Source organism: Jiella mangrovi, assembly GCF_017815135.1.
GTDB lineage: Bacteria > Pseudomonadota > Alphaproteobacteria > Rhizobiales > Rhizobiaceae > Jiella > Jiella mangrovi.
Genome location: NZ_JAGJCF010000006.1, coordinates 224,318 through 242,325, shown reverse-complemented (window position 1 = coordinate 242,325; position 18,008 = coordinate 224,318). Strand labels below are relative to the sequence as shown.

16 protein-coding genes are annotated in these 18,008 nt (G+C 63.8%); 10 read left to right on the top strand and 6 right to left on the bottom strand.

Annotation, left to right across the window (positions count from 1 at the left end; translation table 11 throughout):
* Positions 1-209 precede the first annotated feature (209 nt).
* The gene (gene hmuQ / locus J6595_RS11655; protein ID WP_209594719.1) at positions 210-527 is read left to right on the top strand and encodes a heme-degrading protein HmuQ; all 318 of its coding nucleotides are present in this window, start codon (positions 210-212) and stop codon (positions 525-527) included.
* Between the two features lie 298 nt (positions 528-825).
* On the opposite strand, the gene rpmF is transcribed toward hmuQ, so the two are convergent.
* On the bottom strand, positions 826-1,005 hold the full coding sequence (gene rpmF / locus J6595_RS11650) for a 50S ribosomal protein L32 (RefSeq protein ID WP_209594718.1): 180 nt from the start codon (positions 1,003-1,005) through the stop codon (positions 826-828).
* A gap of 294 nt (positions 1,006-1,299) precedes the next feature.
* A complete protein-coding gene (locus J6595_RS11645; RefSeq protein ID WP_209594717.1) occupies positions 1,300-1,989 on the bottom strand; it encodes a biosynthetic peptidoglycan transglycosylase in 690 nt (229 codons plus the stop codon).
* A 161-nt stretch (positions 1,990-2,150) separates the two neighbouring features.
* Here J6595_RS11645 and J6595_RS11640 point away from each other — a divergent pair, with 161 nt between their 5' ends.
* Entirely contained in the window at positions 2,151-3,050 is a 900-nt protein-coding gene (locus J6595_RS11640) for a polyprenyl synthetase family protein (RefSeq protein WP_209594716.1), read from the top strand.
* A gap of 378 nt (positions 3,051-3,428) precedes the next feature.
* On the opposite strand, the gene J6595_RS11635 is transcribed toward J6595_RS11640, so the two are convergent.
* The 4 genes from J6595_RS11635 to J6595_RS11620 all read right to left on the bottom strand — a co-directional run bounded on the left by J6595_RS11635 (position 3,429) and on the right by J6595_RS11620 (position 8,721).
* Complete coding sequence (locus tag J6595_RS11635; protein WP_209594715.1) at positions 3,429-4,985, bottom strand: putative bifunctional diguanylate cyclase/phosphodiesterase; 1,557 nt, start codon at positions 4,983-4,985, stop codon at positions 3,429-3,431.
* Positions 4,986-5,142: 157 nt separating this feature from the next.
* A complete protein-coding gene (locus J6595_RS11630) occupies positions 5,143-5,940 on the bottom strand; it encodes an SDR family NAD(P)-dependent oxidoreductase (RefSeq protein ID WP_209594714.1) in 798 nt (265 codons plus the stop codon).
* Between the two features lie 116 nt (positions 5,941-6,056).
* Positions 6,057-6,866 (bottom strand): SDR family oxidoreductase, encoded by an 810-nt coding sequence (locus tag J6595_RS11625; protein WP_209594713.1) that lies wholly within the window; start codon positions 6,864-6,866, stop codon positions 6,057-6,059.
* A complete protein-coding gene (locus J6595_RS11620) occupies positions 6,853-8,721 on the bottom strand; it encodes a glycoside hydrolase family 15 protein (protein WP_280890819.1) in 1,869 nt (622 codons plus the stop codon). Before J6595_RS11620 ends, J6595_RS11625 begins: the two co-directional genes overlap by 14 nt.
* A 280-nt stretch (positions 8,722-9,001) precedes the next feature.
* On the opposite strand from J6595_RS11620, the gene J6595_RS11615 reads away from it, so the two are divergent.
* The 8 genes from J6595_RS11615 to phoB all read left to right on the top strand — a co-directional run bounded on the left by J6595_RS11615 (position 9,002) and on the right by phoB (position 18,006).
* Entirely contained in the window at positions 9,002-10,084 is a 1,083-nt protein-coding gene (locus J6595_RS11615) for a hypothetical protein (protein WP_209594711.1), read from the top strand.
* Between the two features lie 154 nt (positions 10,085-10,238).
* The gene (locus tag J6595_RS11610; RefSeq protein WP_209594710.1) at positions 10,239-11,501 is read left to right on the top strand and encodes an ATP-binding protein; all 1,263 of its coding nucleotides are present in this window, start codon (positions 10,239-10,241) and stop codon (positions 11,499-11,501) included.
* A 144-nt stretch (positions 11,502-11,645) separates the two neighbouring features.
* On the top strand, positions 11,646-12,698 hold the full coding sequence (locus J6595_RS11605) for a substrate-binding domain-containing protein (RefSeq protein ID WP_209594709.1): 1,053 nt from the start codon (positions 11,646-11,648) through the stop codon (positions 12,696-12,698).
* A 170-nt stretch (positions 12,699-12,868) separates the two neighbouring features.
* Positions 12,869-14,362, top strand: coding sequence for a phosphate ABC transporter permease subunit PstC (gene pstC, locus J6595_RS11600; RefSeq protein WP_209594708.1), 1,494 nt, complete (start codon positions 12,869-12,871; stop codon positions 14,360-14,362).
* Entirely contained in the window at positions 14,359-15,681 is a 1,323-nt protein-coding gene (pstA, locus tag J6595_RS11595) for a phosphate ABC transporter permease PstA (RefSeq protein ID WP_209594707.1), read from the top strand. Before pstC ends, pstA begins: the two co-directional genes overlap by 4 nt.
* Before the next feature lie 12 nt (positions 15,682-15,693).
* Complete coding sequence (gene pstB, locus J6595_RS11590) at positions 15,694-16,503, top strand: phosphate ABC transporter ATP-binding protein PstB (RefSeq protein WP_209594706.1); 810 nt, start codon at positions 15,694-15,696, stop codon at positions 16,501-16,503.
* A gap of 28 nt (positions 16,504-16,531) precedes the next feature.
* Positions 16,532-17,275, top strand: a complete 744-nt coding sequence (gene phoU / locus J6595_RS11585) for a phosphate signaling complex protein PhoU (RefSeq protein ID WP_209594705.1) — start codon at positions 16,532-16,534, stop codon at positions 17,273-17,275.
* A 5-nt stretch (positions 17,276-17,280) separates the two neighbouring features.
* Entirely contained in the window at positions 17,281-18,006 is a 726-nt protein-coding gene (phoB, locus tag J6595_RS11580; RefSeq protein ID WP_209594704.1) for a phosphate regulon transcriptional regulator PhoB, read from the top strand.
* The last annotated feature ends 2 nt before the right edge of the window (positions 18,007-18,008 follow it).

Genomic DNA, 18,008 nt, shown 5'->3' with positions numbered 1-18,008 from the left:
CTCCATCGTCCTTCACGGACGGGTCTCTCCCGAAGGCCCGTTTGCGCCTTGCGAAAGGGCGGCCGTCGCCGGCGAAGGCTTTCGCCTTGTGCTCGACCGGGAGCCGCCAACCCGGCGGACCGGTCGCCGGCACAGGCCATCAACCAACGACATCACGATCTCACAGGGCTCGCGCCGAGGGCGCGCCCACTCAGAAGGATACCTGCACGATGTACATCGCCATGAACCGCTTCAAGGTCGCTCCCGACATGGCCGAGGCCTTCGAGGAAAGCTGGAGGACACGGCAATCCTTCCTCAAGGACATGCCTGGCTTCGTCGAATTCCACATGCTGAAGGGCCACCATCACGGCGAGCATATTCTATATGCGTCCCACACCGTGTGGCGCGATCGCGACGCCTTCGAGGCGTGGACACGGTCGGAGGCGTTCGGCGCGTCCCATCGCCGGGCAGGCGGTGGCAGCCCCAAGCTCTTTCTCGGCCATCCCGAATTCGAGGGTTTCGAAGTCTTTCAGCACATCGCGGCGTGACAGGCGCCTGACTGCCGGCGAGCCCAGTCCTGACGTCCAACGAGGCGCAGCGCTCAGTCTCGTCGGACGTCGATGGAATGCTGCCCCGGCGTACCGGCCGCAAGAAGACGCCGGAGAGCTTTTTCGAGCGGCTATGCGAGGGGTCGATCGATCCGCCGAATCGTTTCGCCCGATATCCCGGGCCGCTCTTGCGCGGCACGACAGCGCTGCCGGGCACGGCGCCTCGCCTCCAGCCAAAGAAAAAGCCGGGCGAACCCGGCTTGATCGATCAAATTGGCTGATGCCGGCGAACCGGACGTCAGTCCTTGACGGCGAGGATCTGCTTGCCGCGATACATGCCCGTCTTCAGGTCGATGTGGTGCGGGCGGCGCAGTTCGCCGGAGTTCTTGTCCTCGATGTAGGTCGGCGCCTTGAGGGCGTCGGCCGAGCGGCGCATGCCGCGCTTCGACGGGGTCGTCTTCCGTTTGGGTACGGCCATGGTCTGCTCCATTTCCGGCGCCGGTTCGCGCAAAGCGAAGGGCCGGTCGCGTCTCGTTCGTCTCAATTTTAAAGGCGTCCGGCGATCCGGGGCGTCTTGCCACCGGGCCGGTCGACATTCGCGTCGCACGATGGTCTTCCGGACCGAAGCGGCCGCGGCAGGAACACCGGCATGACGGGAATTCGGGGCAGGCCATAACAAAGTCTGGCGCAAAAGAAAAGAGCCGGTCAGACGGCGCGATCAGTCGACCGGGCTCTGCCGGCCGTCAGACCGGCCCTCGAGCCCGCTCCTCGCTCACTTGTCGTCGACACAGGCGACATAGGCGCCGGAGCGCGCGGCGAGGCGCTCCACCCGGCGCGCCAGCTTGCGCATGGTGGCGCTGGGAGCTGCGGGATTGCGAACGTCCGGAGCCGGCAGCGAAACGGTGATCAGCGCCGCCTCGCGCGCCGTCAGCTTCGAAGCGGGCTTGCCGAAATAATGCTGGCTCGCCGCCTCGATGCCGTAGACGCCCGTATCCCATTCGGCGATGTTGACGTAGATCTCCATGATCCGCCGCTTCGGCAGGACGAAGTCGAAATACAGCGCCAGCGGCAGTTCGATCGCCTTGCGGACGAAGGACCGGTCGTTCCAGAGAAAGAGGTTCTTGACCGTTTGCATGGTGATCGTCGAGGCGCCGCGGGTCTCCTCCCCGTCGAGCGCCAGATCGACGACCGAGAGGAGCTCGCCCCAGTCGACGCCGTGATGGCGGCAGAACTGGCCGTCTTCGGACATGATGATCGAATGGAGAAGAACCGGCGCCACGTCGTCGATCGGGACCCAGTCACGCAGGACCGGCCTGACGGTGATCTCGTCGAACAGCATCAGCGTCGAAACCGGATGGACCCCGCGAATGGCATAGATCGGCGTCAAAACCAGCGGTATCGCGACCAGGATCAGGACGACGACGGCGATCCAGGCAGCTATGCGCTTTGCGACTTTAAGCATTTGAAAATCAGCGGCTTCGGCAATGTCGATGGGAGAGACCGGAGGAAGGGCTCCCTTTACTTATCGGTGCTACAAACCTGGCGCAATGGCTCCTGAGAGGATGTCGGAAAAAGCGTTCAATGGTGACTATAAGTCACTCACATCAAGAAGAGACGATAGAGATGAAATCCGGCGAATTCGAAGCATTACTCAAGGCAAACGCATCCGCTGTCGGCGAACATCTTGACGACGTGCTGTCATCTCATCAGTTGGTCGCGGGAACCCCGCATCATCTGCTCAACGCCATGCGCCACGGCGTGCTCAACGGCGGCAAGCGCCTGCGCCCGTTCCTCCTGTGCGAAGTGGCGAAACTTCTCGGCGGCGATTCCAAGGCGGCCATGCAGGTCGCGCTCGCCACCGAGTGCATTCATTCCTATTCCCTCGTCCATGACGACCTCCCTGCGATGGACAATGATGACCTCAGACGCGGCAAGCCGACGGTGCACAAGGCCTTCGACGAGGCCACCGCGATTCTTGCCGGCGACGCGCTGTTGACCCTTGCCTTCGGCATCGTCGCGGCCGTCGATACGATCCCCGAGGCCGTGCGAATCAAACTCATCGCGCTGATGGCGAAGAAGGCGGGCGCGCCGGGCATGGTCGGCGGCCAGGTCCTCGACATGCAGTCGAACGGCAAGCCGCGCTCGGAAATCGAGATCACCCGCATGCAGGCGATGAAGACCGGCGCGCTGATCTCCTTTGCCTGCGAGGCGGGCGCTCTCGTCTCGGGCGCGAGCGACGACGACCGCATGCGGATGCGCCGCTACGGCGAAAATGTCGGCATCGCCTTTCAGCTCGCCGACGATCTGCTGGATGAAAAGGGCGATCCGGCCGTCGTCGGCAAGGCGACCGGCAAGGACCGCGAGCAGGGCAAGCAGACCCTCGCCCAGATCTACGGAAAGCGAGCCCTGGAGGATCGTCTGGCCGCGCTCGTCACCGGCGCGGAGGAGATGCTCGAGCCGTTTGGAGACCGTGCGGCGAACCTGGTCGAAGCCGCGCGCTTCGTCTCCTATCGCAAGAGCTGAGATCGACCAAGCGCGAACCGAGCTTCCCTGCTCTCTCGGCTCGCCCTCCGGTTCGTCGGCTCTCAGCGCTGCAGATCAAAAGGTTAGAGCATCCTTTGTGCGTCCATTCAGTGTGGACGACACGATCCTCGAGGGCCGGCCACGACTTGATCGAGAAGGCGCACCATTCGACAATTCGTCATTCTCGGGCCCCGTCCCGAGAATCCAGAAACGTTTGTAACTACAGAAGCTTAGCCGGCGCACTGGATGCTCGGGACGGGGCCCGAGCATGACGAACGCGATAAAGGCGGACGCCTAATCTCGGAGTGTCTGACACTCGATATGCGCGGTTAGACAAGAATGTCGTGGACGGTGGTGTCCATTCGAACGAATGGCGCGCTAGGCGCTGTGCGCGCGACAGCCGGGTCCTGAATGAGAGGCAGCCCCGGAAGACGCAAGTTCCTTCGGCCCACTCGACTGCGTGCGGACCGCATAGCGTTCCTTCAAGGCTGCGATTCCCATTGGCCGATCAAGAAGGTAGCCCTGAAAGAGTTCGGCACCCGCCAGCTTGGCCAGGGTGTGCTGCTCCTCTGTCTCGATACCTTCTGCCACCACGTTCACACGGTAGGCGTGGGCGACGTTGACGAGCGCCGTCACCATCACATCCGACGCGTGGCTCGTGCCGAGCTTCGAAACGAAAGCCCGGTCGATCTTGATCGTGTCGACCGGGAAGCTCTGCAGATAGGCAAATCCGCTGAAGCCGGCGCCGAAGTCGTCGAGGGCGATCTTCACTCCGAGCCGGCGCAACGCCTCCAGCCGCTGGCGCACGTCCTCCCGGTCGCTCATCGCCATGCTTTCGGTGATCTCGATCACCAGCCGCGACGGGTCGGCCCCGGTCTCGCCGAGAACGGTCTCGACCATCGAGACGACACTGTCCCGCTTGAACTGGCTCGGCGCGAAATTCACGCCGAAGATCAGCCCCGGGAAATCGAGCATGTCCCGGCAGGCGCGCCGCAAAACCCATTCGCCGAGCAGATCGATCATGACCGAGCGTTCGGCAACCGGCACGAAGTCCGAAGGGGGCACGAGGCCGCGCAGGGGATGGCGCCAACGCACCAGCGCTTCGCAGGCATGCAGCGCTCCGTCCGCCCGGAACAGCGGCTGATAGGCGAGTTCCAGTTCGTCCAGCAGGATCGCCGCCCGCAGTTCCCGCTCGATCAGCCGGGCATGGCGAAGATCGCTCAGCATCGATTGGGTGAACAGCGTCGCCTGACCCCGACCTTTGCGCTTGCTCTCGTAGAGCGCCAGGTCCGCATGGTGCATCAGTTCGTCGAAGCCGCTGATATCGCACTCGATCGGCGCGACGCCGATCGAGGCGGAGAGGTTCATCGGCTGACCTTCGTGCCAGAACGTCATGGCGAGCTGTGCCAGATATCGGTTGGCGAAGCCCAGGGCCTCGTCATAGGGTCGTTTGGCAACGAGCAGAGCGAATTCGTCACCGCCGAGGCGGCCGAACACCGTCCCCGGAGCCATGGCATGGGCAATGTCGGCGGCGTGCCGGAGCGCGGCATCGCCCTTGGCATGGCCCATGCTGTCGTTGATGCGTTTCAGATAGTCGAGATCGATCTGCAGGAAGTAGCCGGAGCCCTCCTTGCGATTATGCATCGCCCTTTCGCATTCGGCGATGAAGGCCGCCCGGTTCAGCGCCCCGGTCACGGCGTCCCGGCGGTAGACGCTGGCCTGCCGGCGATGGGCGTCTTTCAGCTCCGCCAGGAGCTGCCGGAGGGACTTTCGCATCTGAAAGAGGCCGACAAGGGCCGCAAGGCTCGCCGCCAACTGCACCCAGAGCACGGAGCTGACGGAGCGGTGCAGCTCGAATAACTCGCAGGCCGTGACCAGACTGAGCAACGCGACCACGGCGACGGTGACGACGATGGCCCAGAAACCACGATTCAAGCGTTCAGTTTGACGATGGAAGACCATTTGACGCGCGCCCGCTCTGCTCCCGCATGAGCAGATCAGGTCGCATGATTTCTTAAAAATGTTGCTAAGCCGACAATAAAGTTGCGAATGCAACCGAATTCGTGGACGCCCGAGCGGCTTTGGCCGGAACTCACCCCTCGTCCTGGCTGCCGACCTCGACCGTGTAGTTCAGCGGCAACCGGCCGCCATCGGCGAAAATCGTCTGGCCGGTGATGTAACTCGCCTCGTCGGAAGCAAGGAAGCTCGCGATCGCAGCGATCTCCCGCGGCTCGCCGATACGGCCGAGCGGGGTTCGCGACAGCACCTTTCGCATCGCCGCCTCGTCGTCGACGACGCCCTTGAGCAGATCCGTCATGATCGAGCCGGGGCCGATCGCATTGACACGGATGCCGTGGGCGGCGAGCGACAGCGCCATGACCTTGGTCAGCTGGCTGAGGCCGCCCTTGGACACCGAATAGGCCACCTGGTCGGGCAGCGCGAAGACGGCATTCACCGAAGACATGTTGACGATCGACCCGGCCGGGCCGCCCCGCTTCACCTTGTCGACGAGATGACGGGCGACGGCCTGGCCGCACAGGAAGGCGCCCTTCAGATTGACGTCGAGAACACGCGTGAAATCGGCTTCCTCGAGCTCGAGAAACGAGGCCTTGCTGACGACCCCGGCATTGTTGACGAGGATATCGACGTCGCCGAACCGGTCGAGCGCGGCGGCGAGCAGGTTGTGGACGTCCAGTCGCTCGGCGACATTGCAGCCAACCGCGACGACATCGCCGAAATCGGCGAGTTCCTCGACCGCCTGATTGCCGGCTTTCTCGTCGCTGTCGGCGATGACGACCTTGGCGCCATCATGCAGGAACCGGCGGGCGATCGCGTAGCCGATGCCCTTGGCGCCTCCGGTGACGATGGCGACGCGTCCGTCGAGTGCCATGCGATTGATCCTTTGCTAAGTTTCAGGGACGATCTGGCATAGCAGTCAGCCGCGACTTGTGCACCATCGCGGCAGATGGACGGCGCGTTCGCCGTCCGCGACTGTCGATGCGTCCGTCAGCCGTTGCCGCGAAAGCCTGGATAGAGGGTCATGCCCCCGTCGGCAAAGATCGTCTGGCCGACGATATAGTCCGCCGCGTCCGAAACGAGCCAGGAGACGACGCGGCCGATGTCGATCGGATCGCCGACACGGCCATAGGGAATGAGCTTGAGCATCTCGGCCTCGTGGGTCTTGCGCTCTTCGGCGTTGATCGCGGTCGCGATCGCGCCCGGCGCGACGGAGTTCACGCGGATGCCCTCCTGCGCCACTTCCTGGGCGAGCGACTGCATCAGAACGTGAATGCCGCCTTTCGACGCCGCGTAGTTCACGTGAAAGGCCCAGGGGATCACCTGGTGGACCGACGCGTCGAAGACCAGCTTGCCGAGCGCGCGGCTGACATCCGGCCGCCGGCCCTTGGAGCGGAAATGGCGGATCGCCTCACGCCCGACCAGAAAACCGCCCGTGAGATTGACGCCGATCACCGCATTCCAGTCGTCGAGGGTCATGTCGCCGATCTTGGCATCCTTCTGGATGCCTGCATTGGACATGACGATGTCGAGGGGGCCGAGCGCCTTTTCCGCCGCGACGAACATCCCGATCACATCGTCTTCCTTCGAGACGTCGCCCTTGACGGCGACAGCCCGGCCGCCGTTCTTCTCGATTTCGGCGACGACCGCGTCGGCGTCGTCCGGGCTGCCGAGATAGTTGACGGCGACGGCGGCGCCCGCCTCCGCCAGCGCCATCGCCGAAGCCCTGCCGATGCCCGAAGAGGCTCCGGTGACCAGCGCCGCCTGTCCGTCGAGGCGTGTCACGTCAGTAGATGCCATCGGGATCCTCCATCATCTTGAATTCGAAATAGCCGGGATCGGCCTTGTCCCCGTTCAACGATCGATCGAGCCAAATGGCTGCGGAGATCAGCGAAAGATGCGTGAGCCCCTGCGGGAAGTTGCCGAGATGGTCGCCGGTCTCGGAAAGTTCCTCGGAGAACAGGCCGAGATGGTTGGCATAGGTGTGCAGCTTCTCGAAAAGGAGCCGCGCGTCGGCGACGTAGCCGGTCCGTGCCAGGGCCTCCACATACCAGAAGGAGCAGATGGTGAAGGCCCCCTCCTCGCCGCCCAGCCCGTCGTCGTTCTCGTCGGTATTGAGGTAGCGCTTGACGAGGCAGTCGCGCACGAGATGGGTGCGCACGGCCCTCAGCGTCGAGGTCCACATGGGATCGCGCGGATTGATGAACTTGACCAGCGGCATCAACAGGACGACCGCGTCGAGGGTCTTGGAGCCCTTGAACTGGGTGAAGGCGCCGAGTTCGGGATTCCAGAAATCGTCGATGATCGTCTTCTGGATCTTGTCGCGCTCTTGCCGCCAGCGCAGGATGTCGCCCGGAAGCGAGTGGGTCTGGGCGATCTTGAGAGCCCGGTCGAGGGCAACCCAGCACATCAGCCGCGAGGACAGGTATTCCTGCGGCTCGCCCCGGCTTTCCCATATGCCCCGGTCTGGCAGATGCCAGTTGTGCGACAGCCAATCGACGATCCGCGAGATCTTCTCCCAGACCGCATAGGCCGGCTTGCCGCGGGCCTTGGTGGAAATGTAGAGCGCGTCGAGAAACTCGCCGTAGATGTCCATCTGGCGCTGCTTGTAGGCAGCGTTGCCGATTCTGACCGGCTTTGAGCCGTCATAGCCGGAAAGATGACCGAGCTCGGTCTCCGGCATGTCGCCGCCGCCGTCCATGCGATACATGATCTGAAGCCCGGACTCGCCGGTCTCGACGGCGCGCTCCATGAGAAAGTGAATGAAAGACTCGGCCTCGTCGTAATAACCGAGGCGCGACAGGCTGTAGAGCGTGAAGGCGGAATCGCGGACCCAGCAGTAGCGGTAGTCCCAGTTGCGCTCGCCGCCCAGGACTTCCGGCAGGCCGAAGGTCGCGGCGGCGGCGATCGAGCCGAATTCGGCCGAGGTCAGGAGTTTCAGCGTCAGAGCCGAGCGCACGACGAGTTCGCGCCAGAATGTCGGATAGCTGCCGCGATTGACCCATTTGTGCCAGTAGTCGCGGGTGCGGGCGAAGGATCGTTTCACATAGCGTTCGCAGATCGGCGGTGCATCGGGATGCCCGGGGCACAGCACCACCCAGCAGCCCTCACCTTCCTTGAGATCGATCGCGGTGTCGATGTCCTCGCCGCTGATCGTCAATGGGAACGAGGCGTAGAGCGTGACCGCCTGCGCCTCGCCGTCCTCCCCCGTCCAGCTGATGCAGACCCCGCCCTCGACCGGCGTCAGCGTCGGCTTGGCGCGGGCGTAGTCCGGCCGCGCCGAGACCGAGAGACGAAACCTCTTGGCCCCGACGATCGCCTTGGCCCGGCGGACGATCCGGCCGGTGCCGTCGATCGGCATGTAGTCGCAGACCTCGCCGATCCCCTCGTCGCCGAGAAACCGGCTGATCAGGATGTTCGTGTCGGGAAGGTAGATCTGGCGGAAGGCGATCGCTCCGTCCTCGACGTGGAAGGCAAAGCGGCCGCCCTTTTCGGAATCGAGGAGCGATGCGAACAGCGTCGGCGAATCGATGCGCGGATGCGACAGGAAATCGATCGTTCCATCCTCGGCAACGAGGGCGATCGTGTTCATGTCGCCGATCACACCATGCGATGCGATTCGATTGGGCACGGGGGGCGTAGGAGCTTCGGACATCTGCTTCCAGTCAACGTCTCATGTCGCACGAACATCGAATACGACATGAAGGGGTAAAGCACGCCTTTTGACGCACCACGAAATCCTACCGGTCTCGAAGCATTTGCAACACCGAAGGCGGCTGGTACATATCGGCATTGGGACGTGGTGACCAAAACGACGACGGGTATAGTGCCGACACCCTTCTCTCCGGCGATGGGAGAATGCGAATCACGTGTCGGAAACGGGCCATCAGGCTGAGAAGGGTAGACGGTTTTTGGGAAGCGCGATCGAAAAGAGTTTGCGGCGAACCCTCACCAAGGGAAATGCCGCCGATCCGAATTTCCGCCTCGAGATCTACGAAGCCGCCGAACGGGCGCTTTTGCGTCTCGAAGCCGCCAACGAGATGTCGGAAGAGGCACGGGACCGTCACCGCCGCGAACTGATCTCAGCCGTTGAGACGCTCGAGACCGAATTCGCCGGCCTCGATGACGAGGCGGTGGGAGCTTCCGGCGATGCGAGCGAGCCGCGCGACACGAGAGATGGCCCGGACGGATTCGTTAAAACCGAAGGCGGCGAGCCGGTCCTGAACGGCAGCGGCGAACCGAGCCATGAAGGGGCGCCCCTGTCCGGCGTCTCACCGGCGGCGCCCGATCGAAACGACGCGCCGGCAAGGGCCGGTGACGAGGTTGCGGACACCGGCGCCGCCGAACGGAGCGGACGGCTCGGCCGCAAGCTGACCGCCGCCGTCATCGTGCTTCTGCTTCTGTTTCTTCTCGGCGTCGCGGTCTGGATCGTTCTGCCGTTTTTCTCCTCGGCCAGCTCCAACGACACGGCAGAGGCCGATCCAAACGCGGCAGGGATCTCGGTCGCCGACGCGATCAAGGAAAATGCGACGAGCGTCGACCAGACAGCTGCCGCGACGAAGTGGGTGGACGTCTATACGCCGGCGGCGATGCGCGAATTTGCCGACAGCGATTCCGCGATCGAGCTCGTGCCCGGCGCCGGTGGCAAGGACGCCCTGAAGCTCGAGGGCCGGACGGGCGAGAATACCGCCGATGGTTCCAACGTCACGGGCGAGATCGACCTTCCGATTTCCGGAGACATCGCGCGGCAATTCGCCGGTCAGAAGGTCCAGGGCGAAGTCATCGTCGGCTCGCCGGACGGCACGGCCCGCGAATTCACGCTGCGCTGCCTTTTCGGCGCCGACACCGTCTGCGGGCGGCAGCGCTTCAAGACCGCATTGCCCGAGGAGAATTTTCTCTTCCATCTCGAATTCCCGCCCGAAGCCGTGACCGGCGGCCAGATCGCCCTCGATCCCGCGATCGGGCCCGGCGCAAAGGATCTTCTGTTCTTCGGCCTGAAACTGCGCCAGGGCTCCTGAGCCGGGAGGGGGACCAGGGCGCATCACCGGCCAATCGTGAACGTCACAATCGCGTGGTAACGAGGTCACGAAGGCTCCTCCGATTCGCGTGGCTGGCTGCGCATTCATCGAAGCAGCGTTCAGTCATTCAAACCGACCGACCCATGAAGACGGCATGCGCAGGAAACGTCTGACTTTCATCGCTGCCCTGTCATTGCTGGCGCTCGCGGTGCTCCACACGCAGGCCGCCGTCGCTGCGGCCTGCGTGTTTGGCATTCTGGCCGCGACGATCTACTGGCCGTCGCGCAATACGGCCAAGCGCGCGGAGATCGAGAGCCGCGCCAGCGAACGGGTCTGGCCCGATCGCGGCATGAAGGCCGTCCTGGAAGCCCTTCAGGAGCCCGCGCTCATCGTCGATCGCGAGCTTCTGATCCGCTATCGCAACCCGGTCTCGGCGGTGGCATTCGGCAATATGGCGCTCGCCGATCCTTTGTCCTTGCGCTTCCGTTCGCCCGAACTGCTCGCCTCCATCGAGGCAGCGATCAAGAATACGGTCGCCACCACCGCGACCCTCGACGAGCGGCGGCCGATCGAGCGTCACTGGGTGGTCGAGATCCTGCCCGTCCCCTCCTATCAGGGCATGCTGCCGACCTTTTTCGTCGTGCTGTTCCACGATCGCACGGCTGAAAGACGGGTCGAGCGCATGCGCTCCGACTTCGTGGCGAACGCCTCGCACGAGCTGCGAACACCGCTTGCGTCCCTATCCGGTTTCATCGAGACCCTGCAGGGCCCGGCTCGCGACGATCCGGCGGCGCGGGACCAGTTCCTCGCCATCATGCGTGAACAGGCGACGCGCATGTCACGCCTGATCGACGATCTGCTTTCGCTGTCACGCATCGAGATGCGCCGCCATGTCCCGCCAATGGCGCGCGCCGACCTCGTTTCGGTGATCTCCAAGGTGCGCTCGCAGCTCAAGCCGCTGGCCGACGACCTCGGTCTCAGCCTCGACTTTACGCCCGGCGAGGACACGGTCCAGGTCGTGGGCGACGAGGACGAACTCATTCAGGTCTTCGCCAATCTGATCGAGAATGCCTGCAAATACGGCGCCGATGGCGCGCGGGTGGAAATTTTCCTCAACCGGACCACCGAACGCGGCGAGGCGGTGATCGATGCCTCGGTGCGCGATTTCGGCGCCGGCATCCCCGCCGAGCACGTGCCGCGACTGACCGAGCGGTTCTACCGGGTCGATGTCGGCAATTCGCGGTCCAAGCGCGGCACCGGGCTCGGGCTTTCGATCGTCCGCAACATTCTTCTCAGACATCGCAGCCGCCTGATCGTCGATAGCGTCGTCGGCAGGGGCTCGACCTTTACGGCCCGTTTTCCGGCGCCGAGCGAAAATGACACCCAAGACCAAAGAATGCTCGAAACATCAATTTAAACAATGATTTATACTGTCATACAACGGATACATCTTTGTCATAGAGATTTCTTACGCGACGTATAGCAAGGGTGCCGAACCACAGTCGAATTCGCGGCTGATGCAACAACAGGTTCGCCAAATCCTCCACAGGGAGAACTGACTATGAACAAGACCATTCTGGCCGGGCTCGCGCTCGGCTCCGCGACCGTTTTCGCCGGCTCGGCCTTCGCCCAGAGCAACCAGCAGATCCACGTCGCCGGCTCCTCGACGGTCCTGCCCTATGCGCAGATCGTCGCCGAGAACTTCGGCGAGACCTTCCCCGACTACCAGACCCCGATCGTCGAATCCGGCGGTTCTTCGGCTGGCCTCAAGCAGTTCTGCCAGGGCGTCGGCCCGGAGACCATCGACATCGCCAACGCTTCGCGCTCGATCCGCGACAGCGAGATCAAGGCCTGCGCCGACAACGGCGTGACCGAGATCTCGCAGGTCAAGTTCGGCTATGACGGCATCGTCTTCGCCTCCTCGGCCTCCGGCCCGGACTTCAAGCTCAATCCGGCGATGGTCTTCAAGGCGATGGCCGCGAAGGTTCCGCAGGACGGCAAGGTCGTCGACAATGCGTACAAGTCCTGGAACGAGGTCGATTCCTCGCTGCCGGACCAGCAGATCACGGCCTTCATCCCGGCCTCGAACCACGGCACCCGCGAAGTCTTCGAAGAAAAGGTCCTGATGCAGGGCTGCAAGGACTCCGGCGCGATGGAAGCCTTCGAGAAGTCCGGCATGGACGAGGATGCGGCCGAAGAGGCCTGCATGTCGGTTCGCAACGACGGCTCGGTCTCCGAGATCTCCGGCGACTACACCGAGACCCTCGCCCGCATCGAAGCCAATCAGAAGGCCATCGGCGTGTTCGGTCTGGCCTTTTACGAGCAGAACCAGGACAAGCTGAAGGTGGCGACGATGAACGACGTCGTCCCGTCCGCCGACACGATCGCGTCCGGCGAATATCCGGTCTCGCGTCCGCTCTACTTCTACGTCAAGCGCGCGCATCTCGGCGTCGTTCCGGGCCTGTCGGAATACGTCCAGTTCTTCCTCTCCGAGCAGATGACCGGCGAAGGCTCGCCGACCGTCAATTACGGCCTCGTTCCGCTGCCGGCGAGCGAGCGCGACGAGCAGATCTCGAACTTCGAGAACGGCGTGACGCTCGGGTCGAAGACCTGATCGCTCGAACGATCCCGCCCGTGATGGTACAACGGGCGCAATGATCCGCTGGCCGCGCAAGCGGCCGGCGGTTTCGCCGCTACCAAGGCGCATCACGTCTTCTGCCGACGCAGCATCGCGGTCGCGCTTCGGCTCTGGTCATCCACGAATTCTTCGTCGAAAGTATCCCCGTGTCGACCTTCACGATCATTATCGTCGTTCTCGCGATCGGACTCGTCGGAGCGTTCTTCGGCTACAGGCAGGGCAAGGTCCTGACGGCGTCGGAAAATGGCGTGCGGCCGCATTCGCGCCCGGTCTACCATGCCTCCTACGTCGCATCCTTAGCGGTCATTCCTGCCCTTCTGCTTCTCGCCGTCTGGCTGATCGCCTCCCCCATCTTCATCGCCAGCGACGTGCGTGCGAGCTTTCCCGAGGGGGTTCTTGCGCAAAGCCAGCTGACCGAAGATCTCGCTTACGGCATCGTCGAGAGTCTCGGCACCGGCCTGCAGGTTCTCCCCGACGACGAGCGCGAGACGATCACCGAGACGACCCCGGTCAAGGACATATCGGCTCTTCTGAGAGAGCGCGGCGTCCCGATCGCTTCTGCCAGCGCCGACTGGATGGTGCCCCTCGCGCTGCAGCTCAACGGGATGCAGTTCTGGAGCCGGCTGGCAATGACGGTGGCCGTCATCGCGCTCTCCGTCTTCGGCGCCTTCTGGGGCTACCGGCAGATCGCCATGCGCCTTCGCTCGCGCAACAAGGTGGAAGGCATCATCAAGGGCGCACTCATCGTCGCCTCTTCGATCGCCATTCTGACGACGGTCGGCATCGTCTTCTCGATGCTCTTCGAGACCATCGACTTCTTCTCGCGCATTTCGCCGGTCGACTTCTTCTTCGGAACGGTCTGGGAGCCGCGCTTCTCGAATGTCGGCTCGAGCGGCAATGCCGGCAGCTTCGGCTTCATCCCGCTTCTCGCCGGCACGCTTTACATCGGCGCCGTGGCGATGCTGATCGCGGTCCCGATCGGGCTGTTCGCGGCCATCTACATGGCCGAATATGCCAGCCGGCGCACACGCTCGGTCGTCAAGCCGCTGCTCGAGGTGCTGGCCGGCATTCCGACCATCGTCTACGGCTTCTTCGCCCTCGTCACCGTCGGCCCCTTCCTCAGAGACCTTTCGGCCCAGATCAACGGTCTCGTCACCGGCGACTATGCAAGCTTCATCCAGGCCCAGAGCGTCCTGACGGCCGGTCTCGTCATGGCGATCATGCTGATCCCCTTCGTCTCTTCGCTCTCCGACGACATCATCACCTCCGTGCCAGGCTCGCTGCGTGACGGCTCGCTCGGCCTCGGCGCCACGCGCTCGGAGACGATCAAGCGGGTGATCCTGCCGGCAGCGCTTCCCGGCATCGTCTCGGCGCTGCTTCTGACGGCCTCGCGCGCCATCGGCGAGACGATGATCGTGGTGCTCGCGGCGGGTGTCGCGGCCAATCTGACGATCGACCCGCTCGAGCCGATGACGACGATCACGGTGAAGATCGTCGCGCAGCTCACCGGCGATCTCGAATTCAACTCGCCCCAGACCCTCGTCGCCTTCGCGCTGGGCATGACGCTCTTCGTCATCACCCTCGCGCTCAACGTCTACGCACTCTACATCGTGCGCAAATACAAGGAGCAGTACGAATGAGCGACGCCACCGCCAACGGCATCGCCGACACGGCTGCGACCCGCAAGCCCAGGCGCGATATCGGAATCAACAAGCGCTACGCCGCCGAGCGCCGCTTCAAGGCCTATGGCATCATCGCCATCGCCATCGGCCTCCTGTTTCTCGTCGCCCTTTTGTGGAGCATCTTCTCGAAGGGCTACACGGCCTTCTGGCAGACCGAGATCAGGGTGCCGATCACCTTTTCCGAACAGGTCCTCGGCACACCGCAGCAGGCGAATGAGAGCCAGACCAAGCTTCTGATGGCCAATTATCCGAAGCTTGCCCGCGAGGGGCTCATCAAGGAGCTCGGCATCGATCCCGACGACAAGAAGGCGGTGAGCGCGGCCAGCGGCCTGATCTCGTCGGGCACCCGCGTCACGCTGCGCAACATCGTCATGAACGACCTGTCGGTGATCGGCACCACCCAGGACGTCTGGCTCTATGCGAGCTCCGAACTCGACAGCGCCATGAAGGGCCAATACGATCTCTCGGTGCCGGAAAACCGCCGGCCGATCAGCGATCTGCAGCTTCAATATATCGACAAGCTCAAGGCCGCCGGCAATCTGGAGCAGCGCTTCAACACCGGGCTGTTCACTTTCGGGGCGTCGTCGCGCGCGGAGACGGCCGGTGTCGGCGTGGCGATCATCGGCTCGCTCTACATGATGCTGATCGTCCTGGCGCTCGCCCTGCCGATCGGCGTCGCGGCCTCGATCTATCTCGAGGAGTTCGCGCCCAAGAACAAGTTCACCGATCTGATCGAGGTGAACATCAACAACCTCGCCGCGGTCCCCTCGATCGTCTTCGGCCTGCTCGGCCTCGCCGTGTTCATCAACTGGTTTCACCTGCCGCGCTCGGCGCCGCTGGTGGGCGGCCTCGTCCTGACCCTGATGACGCTGCCGACGATCATCATCGCGACGCGGGCCGCGCTGCGCGCGGTGCCGCCGTCGATCCGCTGGGCGGCGCTCGGTCTCGGCGCCTCGAAGAACCAGACGATCTTCCACCATGTCCTGCCGCTTGCGGCACCGGGCATCCTCACCGGCACGATCATCGGCCTCGCCCAGGCACTCGGCGAAACCGCGCCGCTGCTTCTGATCGGCATGGTCGCCTTCGTCGCCGACTATCCGGCGACGCCGATGGAGCCGGCGACGGCCCTGCCCGTGCAGATCTACATGTGGGCAAACGAGGCCGAACGTGCCTTCGTCGAGCGCACCTCGGGTGCGATCATCATTTTGCTGGGCTTTCTGGCAATCATGAATGTGACGGCGATCTTCCTTCGCCGCCGCTTCGAACGCCGCTGGTAGGAGCGCTTCATGATGGAAAACTTACAAGCTTCATTCAACAAGGGCCCGTCCGTGGATTCCTCCAAACCCATCAAGATGAAAACCAAGGACGTCACCGTCCATTACGGCCAGAAGCAGGCGCTGAACGGCATCACGCTCAACATTCCGGAAAACCAGGTGACGGCGCTGATCGGCCCGTCCGGCTGCGGCAAGTCCACCTATCTGCGCTGCCTGAACCGGATGAACGACACGATCGACTCCGCCAAGGTGGCCGGCGAGATCCTGCTCGACGGCGAGGACGTCTACGATCCCGACATCGACGTCGTGGAACTGCGAGCCCGCGTCGGAATGGTGTTCCAGAAGCCCAACCCGTTTCCGAAATCGATCTACGACAACGTCGCATACGGGCCGAAGATTCACGGGCTTGCCCATTCCAAGCAGGAACTCGACGAGGTCGTTCATACGAGCCTGCGCCGGGCCGGCCTCTACAAGGAAGTCCACGATCGCCTCGACGAGCCGGGAACCGGGCTTTCCGGCGGCCAGCAGCAGCGCCTGTGCATCGCCCGCGCGATCGCCGTGTCGCCTGAGGTCATCCTCATGGACGAGCCCTGCTCGGCGCTCGATCCGATCGCCACGGCGACGGTCGAAGAGCTGATCGACGAGTTGCGCGAGAACTACACCATTGTCATCGTCACCCATTCGATGCAGCAGGCGGCGCGCGTCTCGCAGCTGACCGCGATGTTCCATCTGGGCGATCTGGCCGAGGTCGGCCCGACCGAGAAGATGTTCTCCAATCCCGGCGACAAGCGCACCCAGGACTACATCACCGGGCGCTTCGGCTGAGCGGAACAACCACGAGGAGGCCGCCAACATGGCCGAACATATCGTCACCTCATACGAGGACGAACTGAAGTTCATCATCCGCCGCATTTCGGAGATGGGTGGGCAGGCCGAACGCATGGTCGAGCAGTCCGTCAGCGCCCTGATGCGGTCCGACTGGGCGCTGGCCCAGTCCGTCGTCGCCGACGACGTTCTTCTCGATGCCGCCCAGCGCGAAGTCGACGAGCGGGCGATCCGCACCATCGCCAAGCGCCAGCCCATGGCCATCGACCTGCGCGAGATCGTCGGCGCGATCCGGATTTCCAGCGATCTGGAGCGCATCGGCGATCTGGCCAAGAACACCGCCAAGCGGGTGATCGCGGTGCATGAACATTCCCAGCCGCTGCAGCTGGTTCGCGGCCTCGAGCATCTTTCGGACCTCGCCCTCGAGCAGCTCAAGGAAGTGCTCGACGCCTATGCGACGCGCAACGAGAAGCAAGCGCTGGCGGTGCGCGACAGCGACGAGAGCATTGACGCCGTCTACACCTCGATCTTTCGCGAGCTCCTCACCTACATGATGGAAGACCCGCGCAACATCACCGCCTGCACCCACCTTCTCTTCAGCGCCAAGAACATCGAGCGCATCGGCGATCATGCCACGAACATTGCCGAGACGGTCTACTACATCAAGACCGGCGAGCAGATGGAGGCAGAGCGTCCGAAGGGCGATCGCACCGCATCGATCGCCCATACCGACGTAACCACACCCCCGGCTCCGGGCGGATCCGGAGCCTGAGCACGATGAGCGCACGTATTGCCGTGGTCGAGGACGAAGAAGCCCTCGGCGTTCTCCTGCGCTACAATCTCGAGGCGGAAGGCTATTCGGTCGACGTCATCGCGCGGGGCGACGAGGCCGATCTCAGGCTGAAGGAGGAGCTTCCGGATCTCCTCATCCTCGACTGGATGCTGCCGGGTCTTTCGGGGGTCGAGCTCTGCCGGCGGCTGCGCCAGCGCGAGGAATCCGAGCGGCTGCCGATCATCATGCTGACGGCGCGCGGCGAGGAATCGGAGCGCGTGCGCGGGCTGTCCGTCGGCGCCGACGATTATGTCGTGAAGCCCTTCTCGACGCCCGAACTCGTGGCCCGTGTGCGCGCCATGCTGCGGCGGGCCAAGCCCGAGAAGATCGCGTCCCATCTGTCTGCCGGCGACATCGACCTCGACCGCGAGACCCATCGCGTGCGCCGGGCCGGCCGCGAGATCAAGCTTGGACCGACGGAGTTCCGGCTGCTCGAATTCTTCATGCAGTCGCCCGGCCGCGTGTTTTCCCGCGAGCAGCTTCTCGACGGCGTCTGGGGGCGCGACATCTATGTCGACGAACGCACCGTCGACGTTCATGTCGGCCGCCTCAGAAAGGCGATCAATCGCGGCCGCCAGCGCGACCCGATCCGTACCGTGCGCGGTGCCGGCTATGCGCTGGACGAGAATTTCACGGCCGCAAAGGCGGTGAAGGAACGGGTCGCAGGCTGAAA

Bases quoted from the DNA above. Each gene is read 5' to 3' on its own strand.
- hmuQ (WP_209594719.1), top strand. From the start codon at position 210: ATGTACATCGCCATGAACCGCTTCAAGGTCGCTCCCGACATGGCCGAG.
- rpmF (WP_209594718.1), bottom strand. From the start codon at position 1,005: ATGGCCGTACCCAAACGGAAGACGACCCCGTCGAAGCGCGGCATGCGC.
- J6595_RS11645 (WP_209594717.1), bottom strand. From the start codon at position 1,989: ATGCTTAAAGTCGCAAAGCGCATAGCTGCCTGGATCGCCGTCGTCGTC.
- J6595_RS11640 (WP_209594716.1), top strand. From the start codon at position 2,151: ATGAAATCCGGCGAATTCGAAGCATTACTCAAGGCAAACGCATCCGCT.
- J6595_RS11630 (WP_209594714.1), bottom strand. From the start codon at position 5,940: ATGGCACTCGACGGACGCGTCGCCATCGTCACCGGAGGCGCCAAGGGC.
- J6595_RS11625 (WP_209594713.1), bottom strand. From the start codon at position 6,866: ATGGCATCTACTGACGTGACACGCCTCGACGGACAGGCGGCGCTGGTC.
- J6595_RS11620 (WP_280890819.1), bottom strand. From the start codon at position 8,721: ATGTCCGAAGCTCCTACGCCCCCCGTGCCCAATCGAATCGCATCGCAT.
- J6595_RS11610 (WP_209594710.1), top strand. From the start codon at position 10,239: ATGCGCAGGAAACGTCTGACTTTCATCGCTGCCCTGTCATTGCTGGCG.
- J6595_RS11605 (WP_209594709.1), top strand. From the start codon at position 11,646: ATGAACAAGACCATTCTGGCCGGGCTCGCGCTCGGCTCCGCGACCGTT.
- pstA (WP_209594707.1), top strand. From the start codon at position 14,359: ATGAGCGACGCCACCGCCAACGGCATCGCCGACACGGCTGCGACCCGC.
- pstB (WP_209594706.1), top strand. From the start codon at position 15,694: ATGGAAAACTTACAAGCTTCATTCAACAAGGGCCCGTCCGTGGATTCC.
- phoU (WP_209594705.1), top strand. From the start codon at position 16,532: ATGGCCGAACATATCGTCACCTCATACGAGGACGAACTGAAGTTCATC.
- phoB (WP_209594704.1), top strand. From the start codon at position 17,281: ATGAGCGCACGTATTGCCGTGGTCGAGGACGAAGAAGCCCTCGGCGTT.